General features: G+C 53.3%; 15 protein-coding genes and 1 other annotated feature. Of the genes, 11 read left to right on the top strand and 4 right to left on the bottom strand.

Annotated elements, in window-relative coordinates:
- Positions 1-229 precede the first annotated feature (229 nt).
- Together JK223_RS13805 and JK223_RS17075 are read left to right on the top strand one after the other, a co-directional pair.
- A complete protein-coding gene (locus JK223_RS13805; RefSeq protein WP_212714747.1) occupies positions 230-814 on the top strand; it encodes a sugar O-acetyltransferase in 585 nt (194 codons plus the stop codon).
- Positions 815-1,029: 215 nt separating this feature from the next.
- Positions 1,030-1,158, top strand: a complete 129-nt coding sequence (locus JK223_RS17075; RefSeq protein ID WP_256437181.1) for a hypothetical protein — start codon at positions 1,030-1,032, stop codon at positions 1,156-1,158.
- Between the two features lie 26 nt (positions 1,159-1,184).
- Here the strand turns inward: JK223_RS17075 and JK223_RS13800 are convergent, their stop codons facing one another.
- Together JK223_RS13800 and JK223_RS13795 are read right to left on the bottom strand one after the other, a co-directional pair.
- Positions 1,185-1,571: a helix-turn-helix domain-containing protein gene (locus JK223_RS13800; protein ID WP_212714746.1), complete on the bottom strand. Its 387-nt coding sequence runs from the start codon at positions 1,569-1,571 to the stop codon at positions 1,185-1,187.
- Positions 1,572-1,576: 5 nt separating this feature from the next.
- The gene (locus JK223_RS13795) at positions 1,577-1,942 is read right to left on the bottom strand and encodes a DUF6516 family protein (RefSeq protein ID WP_212714745.1); all 366 of its coding nucleotides are present in this window, start codon (positions 1,940-1,942) and stop codon (positions 1,577-1,579) included.
- A 471-nt stretch (positions 1,943-2,413) separates the two neighbouring features.
- On the opposite strand from JK223_RS13795, the gene sbcB reads away from it, so the two are divergent.
- Positions 2,414-3,841 carry an exodeoxyribonuclease I gene (gene sbcB, locus JK223_RS13790; RefSeq protein ID WP_212714744.1) on the top strand — a complete coding sequence of 476 codons (1,428 nt, stop codon included), beginning with the start codon at positions 2,414-2,416 and terminating at the stop codon, positions 3,839-3,841.
- 479 nt (positions 3,842-4,320) lie between these two features.
- Here the strand turns inward: sbcB and JK223_RS13785 are convergent, their stop codons facing one another.
- Together JK223_RS13785 and JK223_RS13780 are read right to left on the bottom strand one after the other, a co-directional pair.
- Entirely contained in the window at positions 4,321-5,682 is a 1,362-nt protein-coding gene (locus JK223_RS13785) for an APC family permease (protein ID WP_212714743.1), read from the bottom strand.
- A gap of 385 nt (positions 5,683-6,067) precedes the next feature.
- Positions 6,068-6,904: an SDR family oxidoreductase gene (locus JK223_RS13780; RefSeq protein ID WP_212714742.1), complete on the bottom strand. Its 837-nt coding sequence runs from the start codon at positions 6,902-6,904 to the stop codon at positions 6,068-6,070.
- A 215-nt stretch (positions 6,905-7,119) separates the two neighbouring features.
- Positions 7,120-7,238: a sequence feature (His leader region), on the top strand.
- 60 nt (positions 7,239-7,298) lie between these two features.
- Between JK223_RS13780 and hisG the strand changes: the two genes are divergently transcribed.
- The 8 genes from hisG to hisIE are packed head-to-tail and all read left to right on the top strand — an operon-like array spanning position 7,299 to position 14,345.
- A complete protein-coding gene (gene hisG / locus JK223_RS13775; protein ID WP_025903437.1) occupies positions 7,299-8,198 on the top strand; it encodes an ATP phosphoribosyltransferase in 900 nt (299 codons plus the stop codon).
- A gap of 3 nt (positions 8,199-8,201) precedes the next feature.
- Positions 8,202-9,509: a histidinol dehydrogenase gene (gene hisD, locus JK223_RS13770; protein ID WP_212714741.1), complete on the top strand. Its 1,308-nt coding sequence runs from the start codon at positions 8,202-8,204 to the stop codon at positions 9,507-9,509.
- Complete coding sequence (gene hisC, locus JK223_RS13765) at positions 9,506-10,585, top strand: histidinol-phosphate transaminase (RefSeq protein WP_212714740.1); 1,080 nt, start codon at positions 9,506-9,508, stop codon at positions 10,583-10,585. The genes hisD and hisC overlap by 4 nt, the downstream gene beginning before the upstream one ends.
- Entirely contained in the window at positions 10,582-11,649 is a 1,068-nt protein-coding gene (gene hisB, locus JK223_RS13760; protein WP_212714739.1) for a bifunctional histidinol-phosphatase/imidazoleglycerol-phosphate dehydratase HisB, read from the top strand. Before hisC ends, hisB begins: the two co-directional genes overlap by 4 nt.
- Positions 11,649-12,239, top strand: coding sequence for an imidazole glycerol phosphate synthase subunit HisH (gene hisH / locus JK223_RS13755; RefSeq protein ID WP_212714738.1), 591 nt, complete (start codon positions 11,649-11,651; stop codon positions 12,237-12,239). Before hisB ends, hisH begins: the two co-directional genes overlap by 1 nt.
- A complete protein-coding gene (gene hisA, locus JK223_RS13750; protein ID WP_212714737.1) occupies positions 12,239-12,976 on the top strand; it encodes a 1-(5-phosphoribosyl)-5-[(5-phosphoribosylamino)methylideneamino]imidazole-4-carboxamide isomerase in 738 nt (245 codons plus the stop codon). The genes hisH and hisA overlap by 1 nt, the downstream gene beginning before the upstream one ends.
- Positions 12,958-13,734 (top strand): imidazole glycerol phosphate synthase subunit HisF, encoded by a 777-nt coding sequence (hisF, locus tag JK223_RS13745; protein ID WP_212714736.1) that lies wholly within the window; start codon positions 12,958-12,960, stop codon positions 13,732-13,734. The genes hisA and hisF overlap by 19 nt, the downstream gene beginning before the upstream one ends.
- Positions 13,728-14,345: a bifunctional phosphoribosyl-AMP cyclohydrolase/phosphoribosyl-ATP diphosphatase HisIE gene (gene hisIE, locus JK223_RS13740; RefSeq protein WP_212714735.1), complete on the top strand. Its 618-nt coding sequence runs from the start codon at positions 13,728-13,730 to the stop codon at positions 14,343-14,345. The genes hisF and hisIE overlap by 7 nt, the downstream gene beginning before the upstream one ends.
- Positions 14,346-14,406: the final 61 nt, after the last annotated feature.

Raw genomic sequence — 14,406 nt, 5'->3', positions numbered from 1 at the left:
GTCAGAAAGTCAGAAAGTCAGAAAGTCAGAAAGTCAGAAAGTCAGAAAGTCAGAAAGTCAGAAAGTCAGAAAGTCAGGAAATCAGGAAATCAGGAAATCAGGAAATCAGGAAATCAGGATTATGCTAAGACTGATAGTCGCCGGTGAAATGTAAATTCCTGTCAGAAACATAGCCTGTACGGTTGAAAATGCTTAGCCTCAGAACAGCCTTTTCTGCTCAGGAGAGCGTATGACGAAGATAAATAACATTACCGGGGTTCCGGATGGCCAGCTTTATGACCCGAATTATGATGCAGAAATCATCACACGCCGGGAAGCGGCAAAGGCCCTCTGTATGCGCTATAACCAGGCGGCTCCGGCGCAGCGCCCGGCCCTTCTGCAGGAAATCACCGGCAGTGTCGGTCAAAGCCCCTGTATTGAACCGCCTTTCTTCTGCGACTATGGCAGCAATATACACCTCGGCGACCACTTCTATGCGAATCACAATCTGGTGATCCTGGACGGTGCAGAAGTGAGGTGCGGCGACCATGTGTTTATTGCCCCGAATGTCGGCCTGTATACCGCCGGACACCCGCTGGACAGTGCACGAAGAAATGCCGGACTGGAATATGCCAAACCAATCACGCTCGGAAATAATGTCTGGATTGGTGCCGGGAGCTCGGTTCTGCCCGGAGTCACTATCGGAGACGGTGCAATCATCGGTGCCGGGAGTGTGGTCTCCCGCGATATTCCCCCCAATGTGGTTGCCGTTGGTAACCCCTGTAAAGTGATCCGGGAAATCAACGAGGCGGATGCTGAACGAACCGATTTCTGAGCACGCCTATCGCAAAACTCCGGGGGCCGGCGGGAGCGTCGTGCCTGCGGGTTGGGTAAAGGAGAAAACTCTGCTGCTTTCCGGAGCCGGTACGTTCACCTCTGAACCCATACCGGCCAATGCTCATGGGCCGAAATTTTCTCTGCCTTTTGAAACGGAAACAGAAAATGATAACCCCTTTTGGTGATAGCGACCTCAATCGCAAATGAGAAAGGATGGAAAATCTGATGGAGCTGCTTTTGAAGGGGAAACAAATTGACGCGGATGCCATCAGAAATAAAGATCTGATTACGACGCAGGTAAGTAACAAAATCAGCAACCCGGAAAGCAAAAAGCCACCCTGAGGTGGCTTAACGAAGATTTAGTAAAATCAGGCAGCTGCTTTAGCCGCGAATTTTATCTTAAGCTCTTGTTTTATTTGTATCTCGAAATCAGTGAAAAGCGCCACCGGTTTTACGCTTTTACCCTGCTTCTCAAGGCGAACGAAGCCTCTTGAACTAAGAGTTTTTAAGGTAACCGATAAGTTACTTTTCTGTCGTCCGCTCATTTCGGCAAGCTCAGTGATGGTTTCTGGCTTCCGGGCATCCATAAGCTGTAGTAACTCAATGTTCTCATTACTTAACACCTGAGCCAGTGCATTTACAGAGGTAAACCATAGCAGGGGCTCTCCCGGCTCAGGCTTGTACTCGCCTTTAACTATAGCAAGCATCCTTTGACGGATGTGCTCTTCAGGCATAACACCAATAAGAGCTTTCATATTTTTTAACCTCGATTTTCTCGTAGTGCGACGACTTCTTCTGCCTCCCTGAAGAAGTCCTCAAGAAGCTGCGCTGCTGACAAAAATTCGTACGGGAATCCTTTATCGTGTGGAGTACGATGCCTATGGTCGTAAACTACTCTTCCTGAATAGTGCCCTTTTTTAGGAGTTTTTATACCATGAGCATTGTCTATACCGTAGACGCGGGTATTGTATTGGTCGTGCAGTGTTAAGCTATACCTGATCCCATGCGGAATAAATGATGCTGGCTTAACTTCCCGGGCTTCAATTTTCCACCAATAACCATCATCCCGGTACACTGTGGAGCCATGTAGTGAAAGTAAGTAGTCTAACCCTTCATCTCTTTCCATATCGGCTTCCATTATGTTATGATCTGATCATAACTATAATTACAACGATGTCAAATACAGCGAAGTACTTTGGCACAAAATGAGACATGCTCCACTGCCCCTTCAGCCGCTTCTCTTTCATAGCAAAATCATCATCAACGACCTTGTCGTATTTTGGCATTCAGCAACAGGTAATTTCCCTGCCCTTTGACACGGAAACTGAAATTGATCCCCCCTTTTGGTGATATCCTTGCGCTGACCACGCAGGTATCTGTACCCTCTTCATATCTGCTGACAGAGGGTCAGCCTGCCTGCACGGATTAGCCGGTGACGTCGTCACTTCCGGGTAAATCACGAGCAGACAGATTAGCCGGTCGCCAGTCCCGAGGCCCCGGGGATGTACAGGAATGAACAAGGCAGAAAAATTGAACGTATGTAAATACCCCCAGTTGAATCAACTGAAATTATGTGTAAAAGACAGGACGGTAAAGCATGAAGAATAAAGATGTACAGCCTACCTTCCTTTTTCACGATTATGAGACCTTCGGTAAGCATCCGGCGCTGGATCGCCCTGCGCAGTTTGCTGGTATCCGCACGGATGCAGAATTCAATATCATCGGTGAACCTGAAGTCTTTTACTGCCGGCCTGCCGATGACTACCTTCCTCAGCCCGAAGCGGTGATGATCACAGGTATTACGCCACAACATGCGATGGCACAGGGCGTCAGTGAGGCTGAGTTCGCGCAACGTATTCATGCCCTGTTCAGTGAGCCAGGCACCTGCGTGGTCGGCTATAACAATGTGCGCTTCGATGATGAAGTCACGCGCAATATTTTCTACCGTAACTTCTACGACCCGTATGCCTGGAGCTGGCAGAACGGTAATTCGCGCTGGGATTTACTGGACGTTATGCGTGCCTGCTATGCATTGCGCCCGGAAGGAATTGTCTGGCCCGAAAATGAAGAAGGTTTTCCTTCATTCCGGCTGGAACATCTGACCAAAGCGAACAATGTCAGCCACGAACAAGCCCATGACGCCATGTCTGATGTGTATGCCACCCTGGCAATGGCAAAACTGGTCCGCGAAAAGCAGCCAAAACTGTTCGATTTCCTCTATCTCCACCGCAATAAAAATAAGCTGCAGACGCTTATCGATATTCCGCAGATGAAACCGTTGGTGCATGTCTCCGGAATGTTCGGTGCTGCCCGTGGCAATACCAGCTGGATTGTGCCACTGGCATGGCATCCGGATAACCGGAATGCACTGATCACCCTCGACCTGGCCGGTGATATTCAGCCATTATTACAGGAGAGTGCGGATGAACTGCGCGAGCGTATGTATACCCCGCGGGAACAACGGGGAGACCTGCCGCCGGTCCCGTTAAAACTGGTCCATATTAATAAGTGCCCGGTGCTGGCACCGGCCAGCACCTTGCGTCCGGAGGATGCCGCACGGCTGGGGATCGATCGCCAGTTCTGTCTGGATAATCTGGCGCTGCTGCGGCAGCATGCCGACATCCGTGAAAAAGTCGTCACTATCTTTGCGGAGGGGCGTGAATTTGAACCCTCTCAGGATGTGGATGCGCAGTTATATGACGGTTTCTTCAGTGATGCCGACCGGCAGGCGATGAATATCGTCCGTGGCACCGAACCCGGGAATCTGCCGGCCCTGGACATCACTTTTGACGATAAGCGTATTCTGCCGCTGCTATTCCGTTACCGTGCCCGTAATTTTCCGGGAACCCTCGATCATGGTGAGCAGCAATGCTGGCTGGAACATCGTCGTGAAACACTGAACCCGGCGCGGGTGGAGCACTATATCGGTGAGCTTGAACAACTCGCCAGCCTCTATGCCGATGATGAGCGTAAGCAGTCCCTGCTGAAATCCCTCTATCGGTATGCCGAAACACTGCTGAGCTGATATCGCGGGCCGCCCCGCTCCTGTGCGGCCCGTTTATTCCGGTTTCTGGCGATCTGAGAGTCGTTTTGCCACGAGGATGACCGTCGGGTTCATTTATCCCCCGGTCCGAAGGCCGCGGCTGCTGGTATAGCTTCGTCCGCGCGATCACTAGCACAACCCTCGTATCGTCTGCCTGAGAGTCGTTTTGCCATGAGGATGACCGTCGGGTTCATTTATCCCCCGGTCCGAAGGCCGCGATTGCTGGTATAACTTCGTCCGCCCGGTCACTGGCACAATCCTGGTATTCACTGCTTAAAATGCCCCGCGATACAGGCTGATTTATTCTTTGATTTACGAAAGTAACGGCAGGAAACGGGGATTGATGATGCCCCGGGGCAGTTGCGTACGGCCTCACCCGCCATCGGTTTAAGCCATGCCCATAAAAAAAGCCCTGTCAGGAAACCTGACAGGGCTTGATCAGTGACGCGTGCAGCGGAGGATTATAACCCTTCTTCGCTGTACTGAGGCACCGGCTTACGGAAGGCCCGGGTCACAAATGCCAGGTAGATAATACCGATAGCCGCCCAGATCAGACCGAGGATCATCGAGCTTTCTTCCAGGTTCAGCCACAGCGCTCCGACCGTCAGTGCCCCCAGAACCGGCAGCACCAGATACTGGAAGTGGTCGTTCAGTGTCTTGTTACGTTTCTCACGGATCCAGAACTGTGAAATCACAGACAGGTTAACGAAAGTAAACGCCACCAGAGCACCAAAGTTAATCAGCGCAGTCGCGGTGACCAGGTCAAAATTGATCGCCAGTAATGCAATGGCACCGACCAGCAGCACGTTATAGGTCGGGGTAGACCATTTGTGTGAGATATGACCAAAGAAACGGTTCGGGAACACACCGTCACGTCCCATCACATACATCAGACGTGAAACCCCGGCATGGGCCGCCATTCCTGAGGCCAGTACGGTCACACAGGAGAAGATCAGGATACCGAACTGGAACGTTCTGCCCGCAACATACAGCATGATTTCAGGCTGTGAGGAATCCGGGTCTTTAAAACGAGAGATGTCCGGGAAGTACAGTTGCAGGAAGTAAGACACCGCAACAAACAGTACACCACCAATCAGTGCCGTCATGAAAATCGCACGCGGGATGGTACGTTCTGCATCTTTCGTCTCTTCAGACAATGAGCTCAGACCATCAAAGCCCAGGAAGGAGAAGCAGAGTATCGTCGCCCCGGTGATCATCGGTACCACATGTGCATCCGAAGACCAGAACGGTTTGGTGCTGGTTAAGGTTCCTGCGCCAATACCGTGGCTGACGCCGTAGATAATCAGTCCGACAATCGCGACCATCACCGCAATCTGCAGCACAACGATAATACTGTTGAAGTTGGCAACCGTTTTAATCCCTTTCAGGTTAGTCACGGTCATAAATACCACCAGCAGTACCACGAAGATCCATGAAGGGATGCCCGGCAGCAGGGATTCAAAATAACTTTTTGCCAGCAGAATATTAATCATTGGCATAAACAGGTAGTCCAGCAGCGAGGACCAGCCGACCATAAATCCGACATGCGGACTGATGGATTTTTGTGCATAAGTGTACGCAGAACCGGCCGACGGGAAACGACGAACCAGTTTACCGTAACTCAGTGCAGTAAACAGAATTGCGATAGTCGCAAAGATATACGCGGTCGCAACGTGACCACTGGTCAGTCCCGACACGATACCAAAGGTATCAAACAGGGTCATCGGCTGCATATACGCCAGACCGATCATGATCACAGGAAGCAGCGTTAATGTTTTTTTCAGGTTAGCGCGCTTAGGTGCAGCAGAGGGATTAGTTTGCATGATTCATGTCCCCTACAGTAACAATCGTGCGTGATTGTGCCACAGGGATATTCCGCAGAACGCAGAAAGGTGAGTATGAAGTTATCATCGTGCGCGTCGCGCCGTAGTCGTCGCGAAAGCGTGCACCAGACATCGCTGGTGAAGTGGTGAAAAGCCCCATCAAAATTTCCTCTAACTCACGCCATAGCGTGTATCTAATGTATATCTCTCCGGAAAACGTCCGGCCCCGTAGGTTTGTTTTATAACTAAATATGCAAAAAAAATAACCGACGCCGGAAAAAGGCATCGGTTATTCTCAAATTTGCAGGCGCGCATTCTGCCTAAAAATACCCGCTAACACAAGAGATTATCACCGTTATCCGGGCAATTATGGCAAATCTTCGGCTTACCCCTGAGTAAATGGCATGTCGTAAGGGTCCGGCCATTGATAGCGGAAACCCCGTTCGCGGCAGATCCGCTGCCCGTTGACCGCTTTTCCTGCGTCGGTGGCCGGTTCGCCGTCAAAGACCGGCGGGGTCCAGCCGGCGTGGGCCGCAAGTCGGGAGTAATATTCTTCCCGGGATGGATGGCCCTCAGCACAGAGATTATAGACGGTTCCCTGCGCAGGATGTTCGAGCAGCAGCACAATCGCGGAAATAACATCCTCCAGGTGAACCAGGTTGACCCCCTGGTTGCCATGACTCAGCCCGGTTTTCCCTGCCAGAAAGCGTCCCGGATGTCTCCCCGGCCCCACCAGCCCCGCAAGACGCAGTATATCCACCGTCGTCCTGGGTAAATCATGGAGCCATTGTTCCAGCCGCACCAGAGATTCACCGGCCGGGGTCACCGGATGCATAGGGCTGTCTTCGGAAGCCTCACCCTGCAGATTACCGTAGACCGAGGTAGAACTGGTGAAAATAATATGCCGGACCTGCCGGGCCAGGGCCATATCAACAATATTCTGCACCGCCTGAAGATATTGCTCACTGGTATCGACCGTCCGCCGCGCCGGTAACGTCACCACCAGGGCATCCACATCCAGCAGTTCGGCTAAATCATCAGGGTCACACTTCGGCTCCGGGTCCAGCGTCAGCAGACTGGCCGGAATGCCGCTTGCCTGTGCCGCCTGCACGCCATCTGCAGTCGTCTTACTGCCCGTCACCTGCCAGCCACGTCCGATCAGCGTCCGGGCCAGAGGCATCCCCAGCCAGCCCAGGCCGACAATTGCTACTTTTTTCGTCATAAGTCTGCCTTTATATTGTCCTGTCCGATACCGCAAGAGTCAGCGGTGATCTTATGCCTGTGACCGTTTTCAGGCCAGTATAAATTTATTAAGAAATTTATGATTGTCAGGCCGAAAAAAGGGTTGCCAGTCGCCACTATTTTGGTTAGGTTAATTGGCAGACAATCAAATCAATATACGTCGGAATATTTTATGAATAGCGTCCAGATTAACCACCATCATCACCATCACCCTGACTAGTCTTTCAGGCGATGTGTGCTGGGAGACGAAAAGATCTTCCAGTGGTTTGGACGCATAAAAAAACCCCGGAAGATTTCTTCCGGGGTTTTTTTATGGACAAAAGTTTCAGAATAATAAATTCCGTACAGGAAAAAATAAGCAGAGGACAGGACAGATGTTAGATAACAAACGTATCCGTATCGCAATGCAGAAATCAGGCCGTCTGAGTGATGACTCCAGAGAACTGCTTAGCCGTTGCGGCATTAAAATCAATCTGCAACAACAGCGCCTGATTGCCTTCGCTGAAAATATGCCTATCGATATTCTGCGGGTACGCGATGACGATATTCCGGGCCTGGTAATGGACGGTGTCGTTGATTTAGGGATTATCGGCGAAAACGTGCTGGAAGAAGAGTTACTGACCCGCCAGGCTCAGGGCGAAAATGCCGGTTACACCACTCTGCGTCGTCTTGATTTCGGGGGCTGCCGCTTATCACTGGCGATGCCGGCCGATGCCGGATACACCGGCCCGGAATGTCTGGACAATAAACGCATCGCCACCTCCTATCCGCACCTGCTGAAACGCTACTTCGATAGCAAAAACCTCTCTTTTAAACCCTGTATGCTGAATGGCTCGGTCGAAGTCGCTCCCCGTGCCGGTCTGGCGGATGCTATCTGTGACCTGGTGTCTACCGGAGCGACCCTGGAAGCCAATGGCCTGCGCGAAGTGGATGTGATTTATCGCTCCAAAGCGGTGCTGATCCAGCGTGAAGGCGAAATGCCGGAAGAAAAACAGTATCTGATCGATAAACTGCTGACCCGTATCCAGGGCGTCATTAAAGCCCGCGAGTCCAAGTACATTATGCTGCATGCACCGTCTGAGCGTCTGGAAGAAGTGATTGCCCTGATGCCTGGCGCAGAGCGTCCGACCGTACTGCCACTGGCAGGCGATCAGGCGCGGGTGGCCATGCATATGGTCAGCAGCGAGACCCTGTTCTGGGAAACGATGGAAAAACTGAAATCTCTGGGAGCCAGTTCCATCCTTGTTCTGCCGATCGAAAAAATGATGGAGTAAGAGATGAGCCGCTTCGACACTATTATTCGCTGGAATGAGTGTTCTGCCGACGAGCAACAGGCTTTACTGAAACGTCCTGCACTGGCTTCTTCAGACACCATCAGCCAGACCGTACAGCATGTTCTCGACCAGGTGTTTACCCGCGGGGATGAGGCGTTACGCCAGTTCAGCGCGCAGTTTGATAAGGTGAGCCCCGAAACGATTGCCGTCAGTGCAGCCGACATCGATGCCGCGGTAGCCCGGGTCAGTGGATCCCTGAAATCGGCGATGCAGACGGCAGTCGCTAATATCGACGCATTTCATCAGGCGCAGGTGTTTCCGGGCGTGGATATCGAAACCCGGCCTGGCGTCCGTTGCCAGCAGGTTACCCGCCCTATCCGCTCGGTCGGTCTTTATATTCCGGGCGGCTCAGCGCCACTGTTTTCTACCGTCCTGATGCTGGCGACGCCGGCACGGATTGCCGGGTGTGAAAAAGTCGTGCTCTGTTCACCGCCACCGATTGCCGACGAGATCCTGTACGCAGCGCGTCTGTGCGGTGTGACCGAAGTCTTTCAGGTCGGTGGTGCACAGGCCATCGGCGCGATGGCCTTCGGGACCGATAGCGTACCAAAAGTTGATAAAATTTTCGGGCCGGGTAACGCCTGGGTGACCGAAGCCAAACGTCAGGTCAGTCAGCGGCTGGAGGGTGCGGCCATCGATATGCCGGCCGGGCCGTCAGAAGTGCTGGTCATTGCCGATGAACAGGCAACCCCTGCCTTTGTTGCCTCTGATCTGCTGTCTCAGGCAGAGCACGGTCCGGACTCACAGGTGGTTCTGCTGACGCCGTCAGCGACACTGGCGCAGCAGGTAGCTGACGAAATAACTGCCCAGCTGACCCTGTTGCCTCGTGCAGAGACCGCACGGCAGGCTCTGGAAAGCAGCCGGCTGATCGTGGCCGATGACCTGGCACAATGCATCACTATTTCTAATCAGTATGGCCCTGAGCATCTGATCATTCAGACCCGTGATGCCCGCCAATGGGTTGAGCAGATTACCAGTGCCGGCTCGGTGTTCCTGGGCGACTGGTCCCCGGAATCTGCCGGGGACTATGCCTCCGGGACCAACCATGTCTTACCCACTTACGGGTATACCGCCACCTATTCGAGTCTCGGGCTGGCCGATTTTCAGAAACGAATGACTATACAGGAACTGTCTCCGGCAGGATTTTTATCCCTGGCTCCGGCGATTGAAGAACTGGCAGCGGCTGAGCGGCTCGATGCGCACAAAAATGCCGTGACATTACGGGTGAAAGCGCTGGAGGATAATGTATGACAGGTTCTATCGGGCAACTCGCCCGCAAAAATGTGCGGGAGCTAACGCCTTACCAGTCCGCAAGACGCCTGGGCGGCAACGGGGATGTATGGCTGAATGCGAATGAATATCCGCTGGCTGTCCCCTTTAATTTTACCCAGCAGACCCTGAACCGCTATCCGGAATGTCAGCCGGCCCGGGTGATTGAGCGATATGCCGCTTACTGCGGACTGAATAAAGACCAGGTGCTGGTCAGCCGCGGGGCCGACGAGGGTATCGAACTCCTTATGCGCGCCTTCTGCGAACCGGGTCAGGATAAAGTGATGTTCTGTCCGCCGACCTACGGTATGTATAGCGTCAGTGCGGAAACTCTGGCCATTGAAACACTGACCGTCCGCTCCCTCGATGACTGGCAACTCAATCTGCCTGCCATCCTGTCTCAACTGGACGGCGTAAAACTGATTTATCTGTGCAGCCCGAATAACCCGACCGGCAACCTGGTCAACCCGGACGATATCCGTCAGCTTCTGACGGCCACGGCAGGAAAGGCCCTGGTGATCGCCGATGAAGCCTATATCGATTTCTGCCCTGAGGCGTCGCTGGTCAGCTGGCTGGATGAATTCCCTAACCTGGTGATTTTGCGCACACTGTCGAAAGCATTTGCGCTGGCAGGCCTGCGTTGCGGTTTCACTCTGGCAAACCGGGAAGTGATCGAACTGCTGCTAAAAGTCATCGCCCCCTATCCGCTCTCTACCCCGGTGGCTGAGATTGCCGCCAGTGCTCTGAGCGAGCAGGGACTGGCTGAAATGCGTCGGCATGTGGCGGAACTTAACAGCACCCGCGAATGGTTGTTGCAGCAGTTACAGGCCTCCCCGCTGACAGAGCAGGTGTATCCAAGCCATGCCAACTATCTGCTGGCTAAATTTACCGACTCCCCGCGCATCTTCCGTGCACTGTGGGACCAGGGGATCATTTTACGTGATCAGAATAAAAACCCCGGCCTGGCGGGATGTTTACGAATTTCAATCGGTACCCGTCAGGAATGTGAGACCCTGATCACTGCCCTGAATAACCTGACTTTGGCGGAGCAAGCATGAGCCAGAAAACCCTTTTTATCGACCGTGACGGCACCCTGATTTCTGAACCCCCTGAAGACTTTCAGGTCGATCGTATGGATAAACTGGCCTTCGAGCCAGGCGTCGTCCCGGCGCTGCTGCGCCTGCAGGCTGCCGGTTACCGGCTGGTGATGATCACCAATCAGGACGGTCTGGGTACAGAGAGTTTTCCGCAAGCGGATTTCGACGGCCCCCACAACCTGATGATGCAGATCTTTACCTCGCAGGGGATCGCCTTTGATGAGGTACTGATCTGCCCGCACAAACCGGAAGACCACTGTGACTGCCGTAAACCGGCGACAAAACTGGTTGCACCATGGCTGCAGGCCGGTGTGCTGGATAAAGAACACAGCTATGTCATCGGCGACCGCCAGACCGATATTACGCTTGCCGAAAATATGGGCATCAAAGGCATTCGTTACGCTGAAGAAGAGAATTTCTGGCCTGCCATCGCCGATCGCCTGACCCGTAAAGATCGTCACGCTCTGGTCCAGCGTAATACCAAAGAGACCCGTATTACCGCCGAAGTCTGGCTGGACCGGGAAGGTGAAAGCAAAATCAGTACCGGTGTCGGCTTTTTTGACCATATGCTGGATCAGATTGCTACTCACGCCGGCTTACGGATGAATATCGATGTTAAAGGCGACCTCTACATTGACGATCACCATACGGTTGAAGATACCGGTCTGGCATTGGGTGAAGCCTTACTGAAAGCGCTGGGTGATAAACGTGGCATCGGCCGTTTCGGCTTCGTGTTGCCGATGGATGAGTGTCAGGCACGTTGTGCGCTGGATATCTCAGGTCGTCCTTACCTGGTCTATAAAGCTGAGTTTAACTTCCAGCGTGTCGGTGACCTCAGTACCGAGATGATCGAACACTTCTTCCGTTCCCTCTCCTATAGCATGGCCTGTACCCTGCACCTGAAAACCAAGGGACATAACGATCATCACCGTGCCGAGAGTCTGTTTAAAGCCTTTGGCCGTACGCTTCGTCAGGCTATTCAGGTGAACGGGAACACACTGCCGAGCTCAAAAGGGGTTCTGTAATGGATGTGGTTATTCTTGATACCGGGTGCGCTAATCTGTCATCCGTAAAGTGGGCCATCGAACGGCTCGGCTATCAGCCGGTCGTCAGCCGCGATAAAAACATCGTGCTGAATGCCGACAAACTGTTTCTGCCGGGCGTAGGTACCGCCAGAGCAGCGATGGATCAGTTGCGTGAGCGTGAGCTTGTCGAACTTATCCGTAACTGTACCCAGCCGGTGCTGGGTATCTGCCTCGGGATGCAACTGCTGGCCCAACGCAGTGAAGAGTCTACCGGTATTGATACGCTGGATATCATCCATGCACCGGTATCACTGATGGAGACAGGTTCTCTGCCCCTGCCCCATATGGGCTGGAACCAGCTGACGGCCCATGCCGGCCATCCGTTGTTCCGTAATATTCCACCGGAAAGCTATTTCTACTTCGTACACAGTTATGCAATGCCGGTGACCGGCGCGACCATCGCACAGTGTGATTATGGCCAGCCGTTCTCGGCGGCCGTACAGCAGGATAACTTCTACGGTGTTCAGTTCCATCCCGAGCGTTCAGGCAAAGCGGGCGCACAGTTAATTAAAAATTTCCTGGAGATGTAATGATTATCCCCGCACTCGATTTAATAGAAGGTAAAGTCGTTCGTCTTCACCAGGGAGATTACGCACAGCAACGCGATTACGGCAATGATCCGCTGCCACGTTTACAGGCCTACCAGCAGGAAGGCGCTCAGGTGTTGCATCTGGTGGACTTAACCGGTGCGAAAGATCCGGCGGCACGTCAGATCCCGTTGCTGAAAACTCTGCTGGCCGGGGTTCCGGCCCCGGTTCAGGTGGGCGGCGGGATCCGCAGTCGTGAAGATGTTGCCGCACTGCTCGGTGCAGGCGCTGCACGTGTAGTAGTCGGGTCCACGGCGGTAAAACAGCCGGAAGAAGTCAGGCAATGGTTTGCCGAGTTCGGACCGGATGCGATCGTGCTGGCACTGGATATCCGTATTGATGAACACCAGCGTAAAGAAGTGGCTATCAGCGGCTGGCAGGAAGCCGCCGGTGTCACGCTGGAACAGGTGATCGAAGACTATCAGTCGGTCGGGCTGAAACATGTGCTCTGTACCGATATTTCGCGTGACGGCACACTGGCCGGCTCTAACGTTGCGCTTTATCAGGAAATCACCGCGAAGTACCCGGAGATTGCCTTTCAGTCATCCGGTGGCATCGGTTCACTGGAAGATATTGCCGCATTACGTAACAGCGGTGTCCGCGGTGTGATCGTCGGTCGTGCACTGCTCGAAGGTAAATTTACAGTGACGGAGGCTATCGCATGCTGGCAAAACGGATAATACCTTGTCTGGATGTACGTGACGGTCAGGTGGTCAAAGGGGTACAGTTCCGTAACCACGAAATCATCGGCGAGATCGTGCCACTGGCAAAACGTTATGCGGAAGAAGGTGCCGATGAGCTGGTGTTTTATGATATCACCGCCTCTTCGGATGACCGCGTCGTGGACAAGAGCTGGGTATCACGGGTCGCCGAGGTGATCGATATCCCGTTCTGCGTGGCCGGCGGGATTAAGTCCGTGGAAGATGCGGCCCAAATCCTCTCCTTCGGGGCGGATAAGATTTCGATTAATTCACCGGCCCTCGCCGATCCTGAGCTAATCACCCGTCTGGCGGACCGCTTTGGGGTTCAGTGCATCGTGGTCGGCATTGATACCTGGTATGATGAAAATACCGGCCTGTACCAGGTAAACCAGTATACCGGCGACGAGTCACGGACCCGAGTGACCCAATGGCAGACCACCGACTGGGTACAGGAAGTGCAGAAACGGGGTGCCGGTGAAATCGTCCTGAATATGATGAACCAGGATGGCGTGCGTAACGGTTATGACCTGAAGCAGTTAAAAGCGGTCCGTGAACTCTGCCATGTTCCGCTGATCGCCTCCGGCGGAGCCGGGACGATGCAACACTTCCTGGAGGCCTTCCGGGAAACGAATATCGATGGCGCGCTTGCGGCCTCCGTATTTCATAAGCAACTCATTAATATTGCAGAGCTGAAAACGTTTCTGCAATCCAACAGTGTGGAGATCCGTGCGTGTTAACGGCAGAACAACTCTCCCGGCTTGACTGGGAAAAAACAGAAGGAATGATCCCTGCGGTCATTCAGCACAAAGTTTCCGGCGAAGTGCTGATGCTGGGTTACATGAATGCCCAGGCACTGGAGCAGACACTGAGCAGCGGTAAAGTGACTTTCTGGTCACGTACCAAAGGGCGTCTGTGGACTAAAGGCGAATCTTCCGGGCATTTCCTGCAGGTTGAAAGCATTACGCCGGACTGTGACAACGACAGTCTGCTGATTCTGGCGAACCCGATCGGTCCGACCTGTCATACCGGGACCTCCAGCTGCTTTTCACCGGCATCCAGCGACTGGGGATTCCTCTACCAGCTGGAACAACTGCTGGCGAGCCGTAAGTCGGCCGACCCTGACAGTTCTTACACAGCCAGTCTGTATGCCCGCGGCACCAAACGTATTGCCCAGAAAGTCGGTGAAGAAGGTGTTGAGACCGCACTGGCTGCCACGGTGAATGATCGTTTCGAACTGACCAATGAAGCCTCTGATCTGATCTATCATCTGCTGGTACTGCTACAGGATCAGGATCTGGATCTGAGTGCAGTGATCAATAATCTGCGCGATCGTCATCAGAAGAAATAATCCCTGCCTGCCCTTCCGCCCCGCACGGTGGCGGAGCCGGCGGTGACGACAGGCCGTGACG

Source organism: Tatumella sp. JGM118 (assembly GCF_018257515.1).
Classification (GTDB): domain Bacteria; phylum Pseudomonadota; class Gammaproteobacteria; order Enterobacterales; family Enterobacteriaceae; genus Tatumella; species Tatumella terrea.
This window is presented reverse-complemented; position numbering and strand designations above follow the sequence as displayed.

What these genes read in the sequence shown, in the direction of transcription:
- JK223_RS13805 (WP_212714747.1), top strand. Translation starts at nt 230, where the DNA reads ATGACGAAGATAAATAACATTACCGGGGTTCCGGATGGCCAGCTTTAT.
- JK223_RS17075 (WP_256437181.1), top strand. Translation starts at nt 1,030, where the DNA reads ATGGAAAATCTGATGGAGCTGCTTTTGAAGGGGAAACAAATTGACGCG.
- JK223_RS13800 (WP_212714746.1), bottom strand. Translation starts at nt 1,571, where the DNA reads ATGAAAGCTCTTATTGGTGTTATGCCTGAAGAGCACATCCGTCAAAGG.
- JK223_RS13795 (WP_212714745.1), bottom strand. Translation starts at nt 1,942, where the DNA reads ATGGAAAGAGATGAAGGGTTAGACTACTTACTTTCACTACATGGCTCC.
- sbcB (WP_212714744.1), top strand. Translation starts at nt 2,414, where the DNA reads ATGAAGAATAAAGATGTACAGCCTACCTTCCTTTTTCACGATTATGAG.
- JK223_RS13785 (WP_212714743.1), bottom strand. Translation starts at nt 5,682, where the DNA reads ATGCAAACTAATCCCTCTGCTGCACCTAAGCGCGCTAACCTGAAAAAA.
- JK223_RS13780 (WP_212714742.1), bottom strand. Translation starts at nt 6,904, where the DNA reads ATGACGAAAAAAGTAGCAATTGTCGGCCTGGGCTGGCTGGGGATGCCT.
- hisG (WP_025903437.1), top strand. Translation starts at nt 7,299, where the DNA reads ATGTTAGATAACAAACGTATCCGTATCGCAATGCAGAAATCAGGCCGT.
- hisD (WP_212714741.1), top strand. Translation starts at nt 8,202, where the DNA reads ATGAGCCGCTTCGACACTATTATTCGCTGGAATGAGTGTTCTGCCGAC.
- hisC (WP_212714740.1), top strand. Translation starts at nt 9,506, where the DNA reads ATGACAGGTTCTATCGGGCAACTCGCCCGCAAAAATGTGCGGGAGCTA.
- hisB (WP_212714739.1), top strand. Translation starts at nt 10,582, where the DNA reads ATGAGCCAGAAAACCCTTTTTATCGACCGTGACGGCACCCTGATTTCT.
- hisH (WP_212714738.1), top strand. Translation starts at nt 11,649, where the DNA reads ATGGATGTGGTTATTCTTGATACCGGGTGCGCTAATCTGTCATCCGTA.
- hisA (WP_212714737.1), top strand. Translation starts at nt 12,239, where the DNA reads ATGATTATCCCCGCACTCGATTTAATAGAAGGTAAAGTCGTTCGTCTT.
- hisF (WP_212714736.1), top strand. Translation starts at nt 12,958, where the DNA reads ATGCTGGCAAAACGGATAATACCTTGTCTGGATGTACGTGACGGTCAG.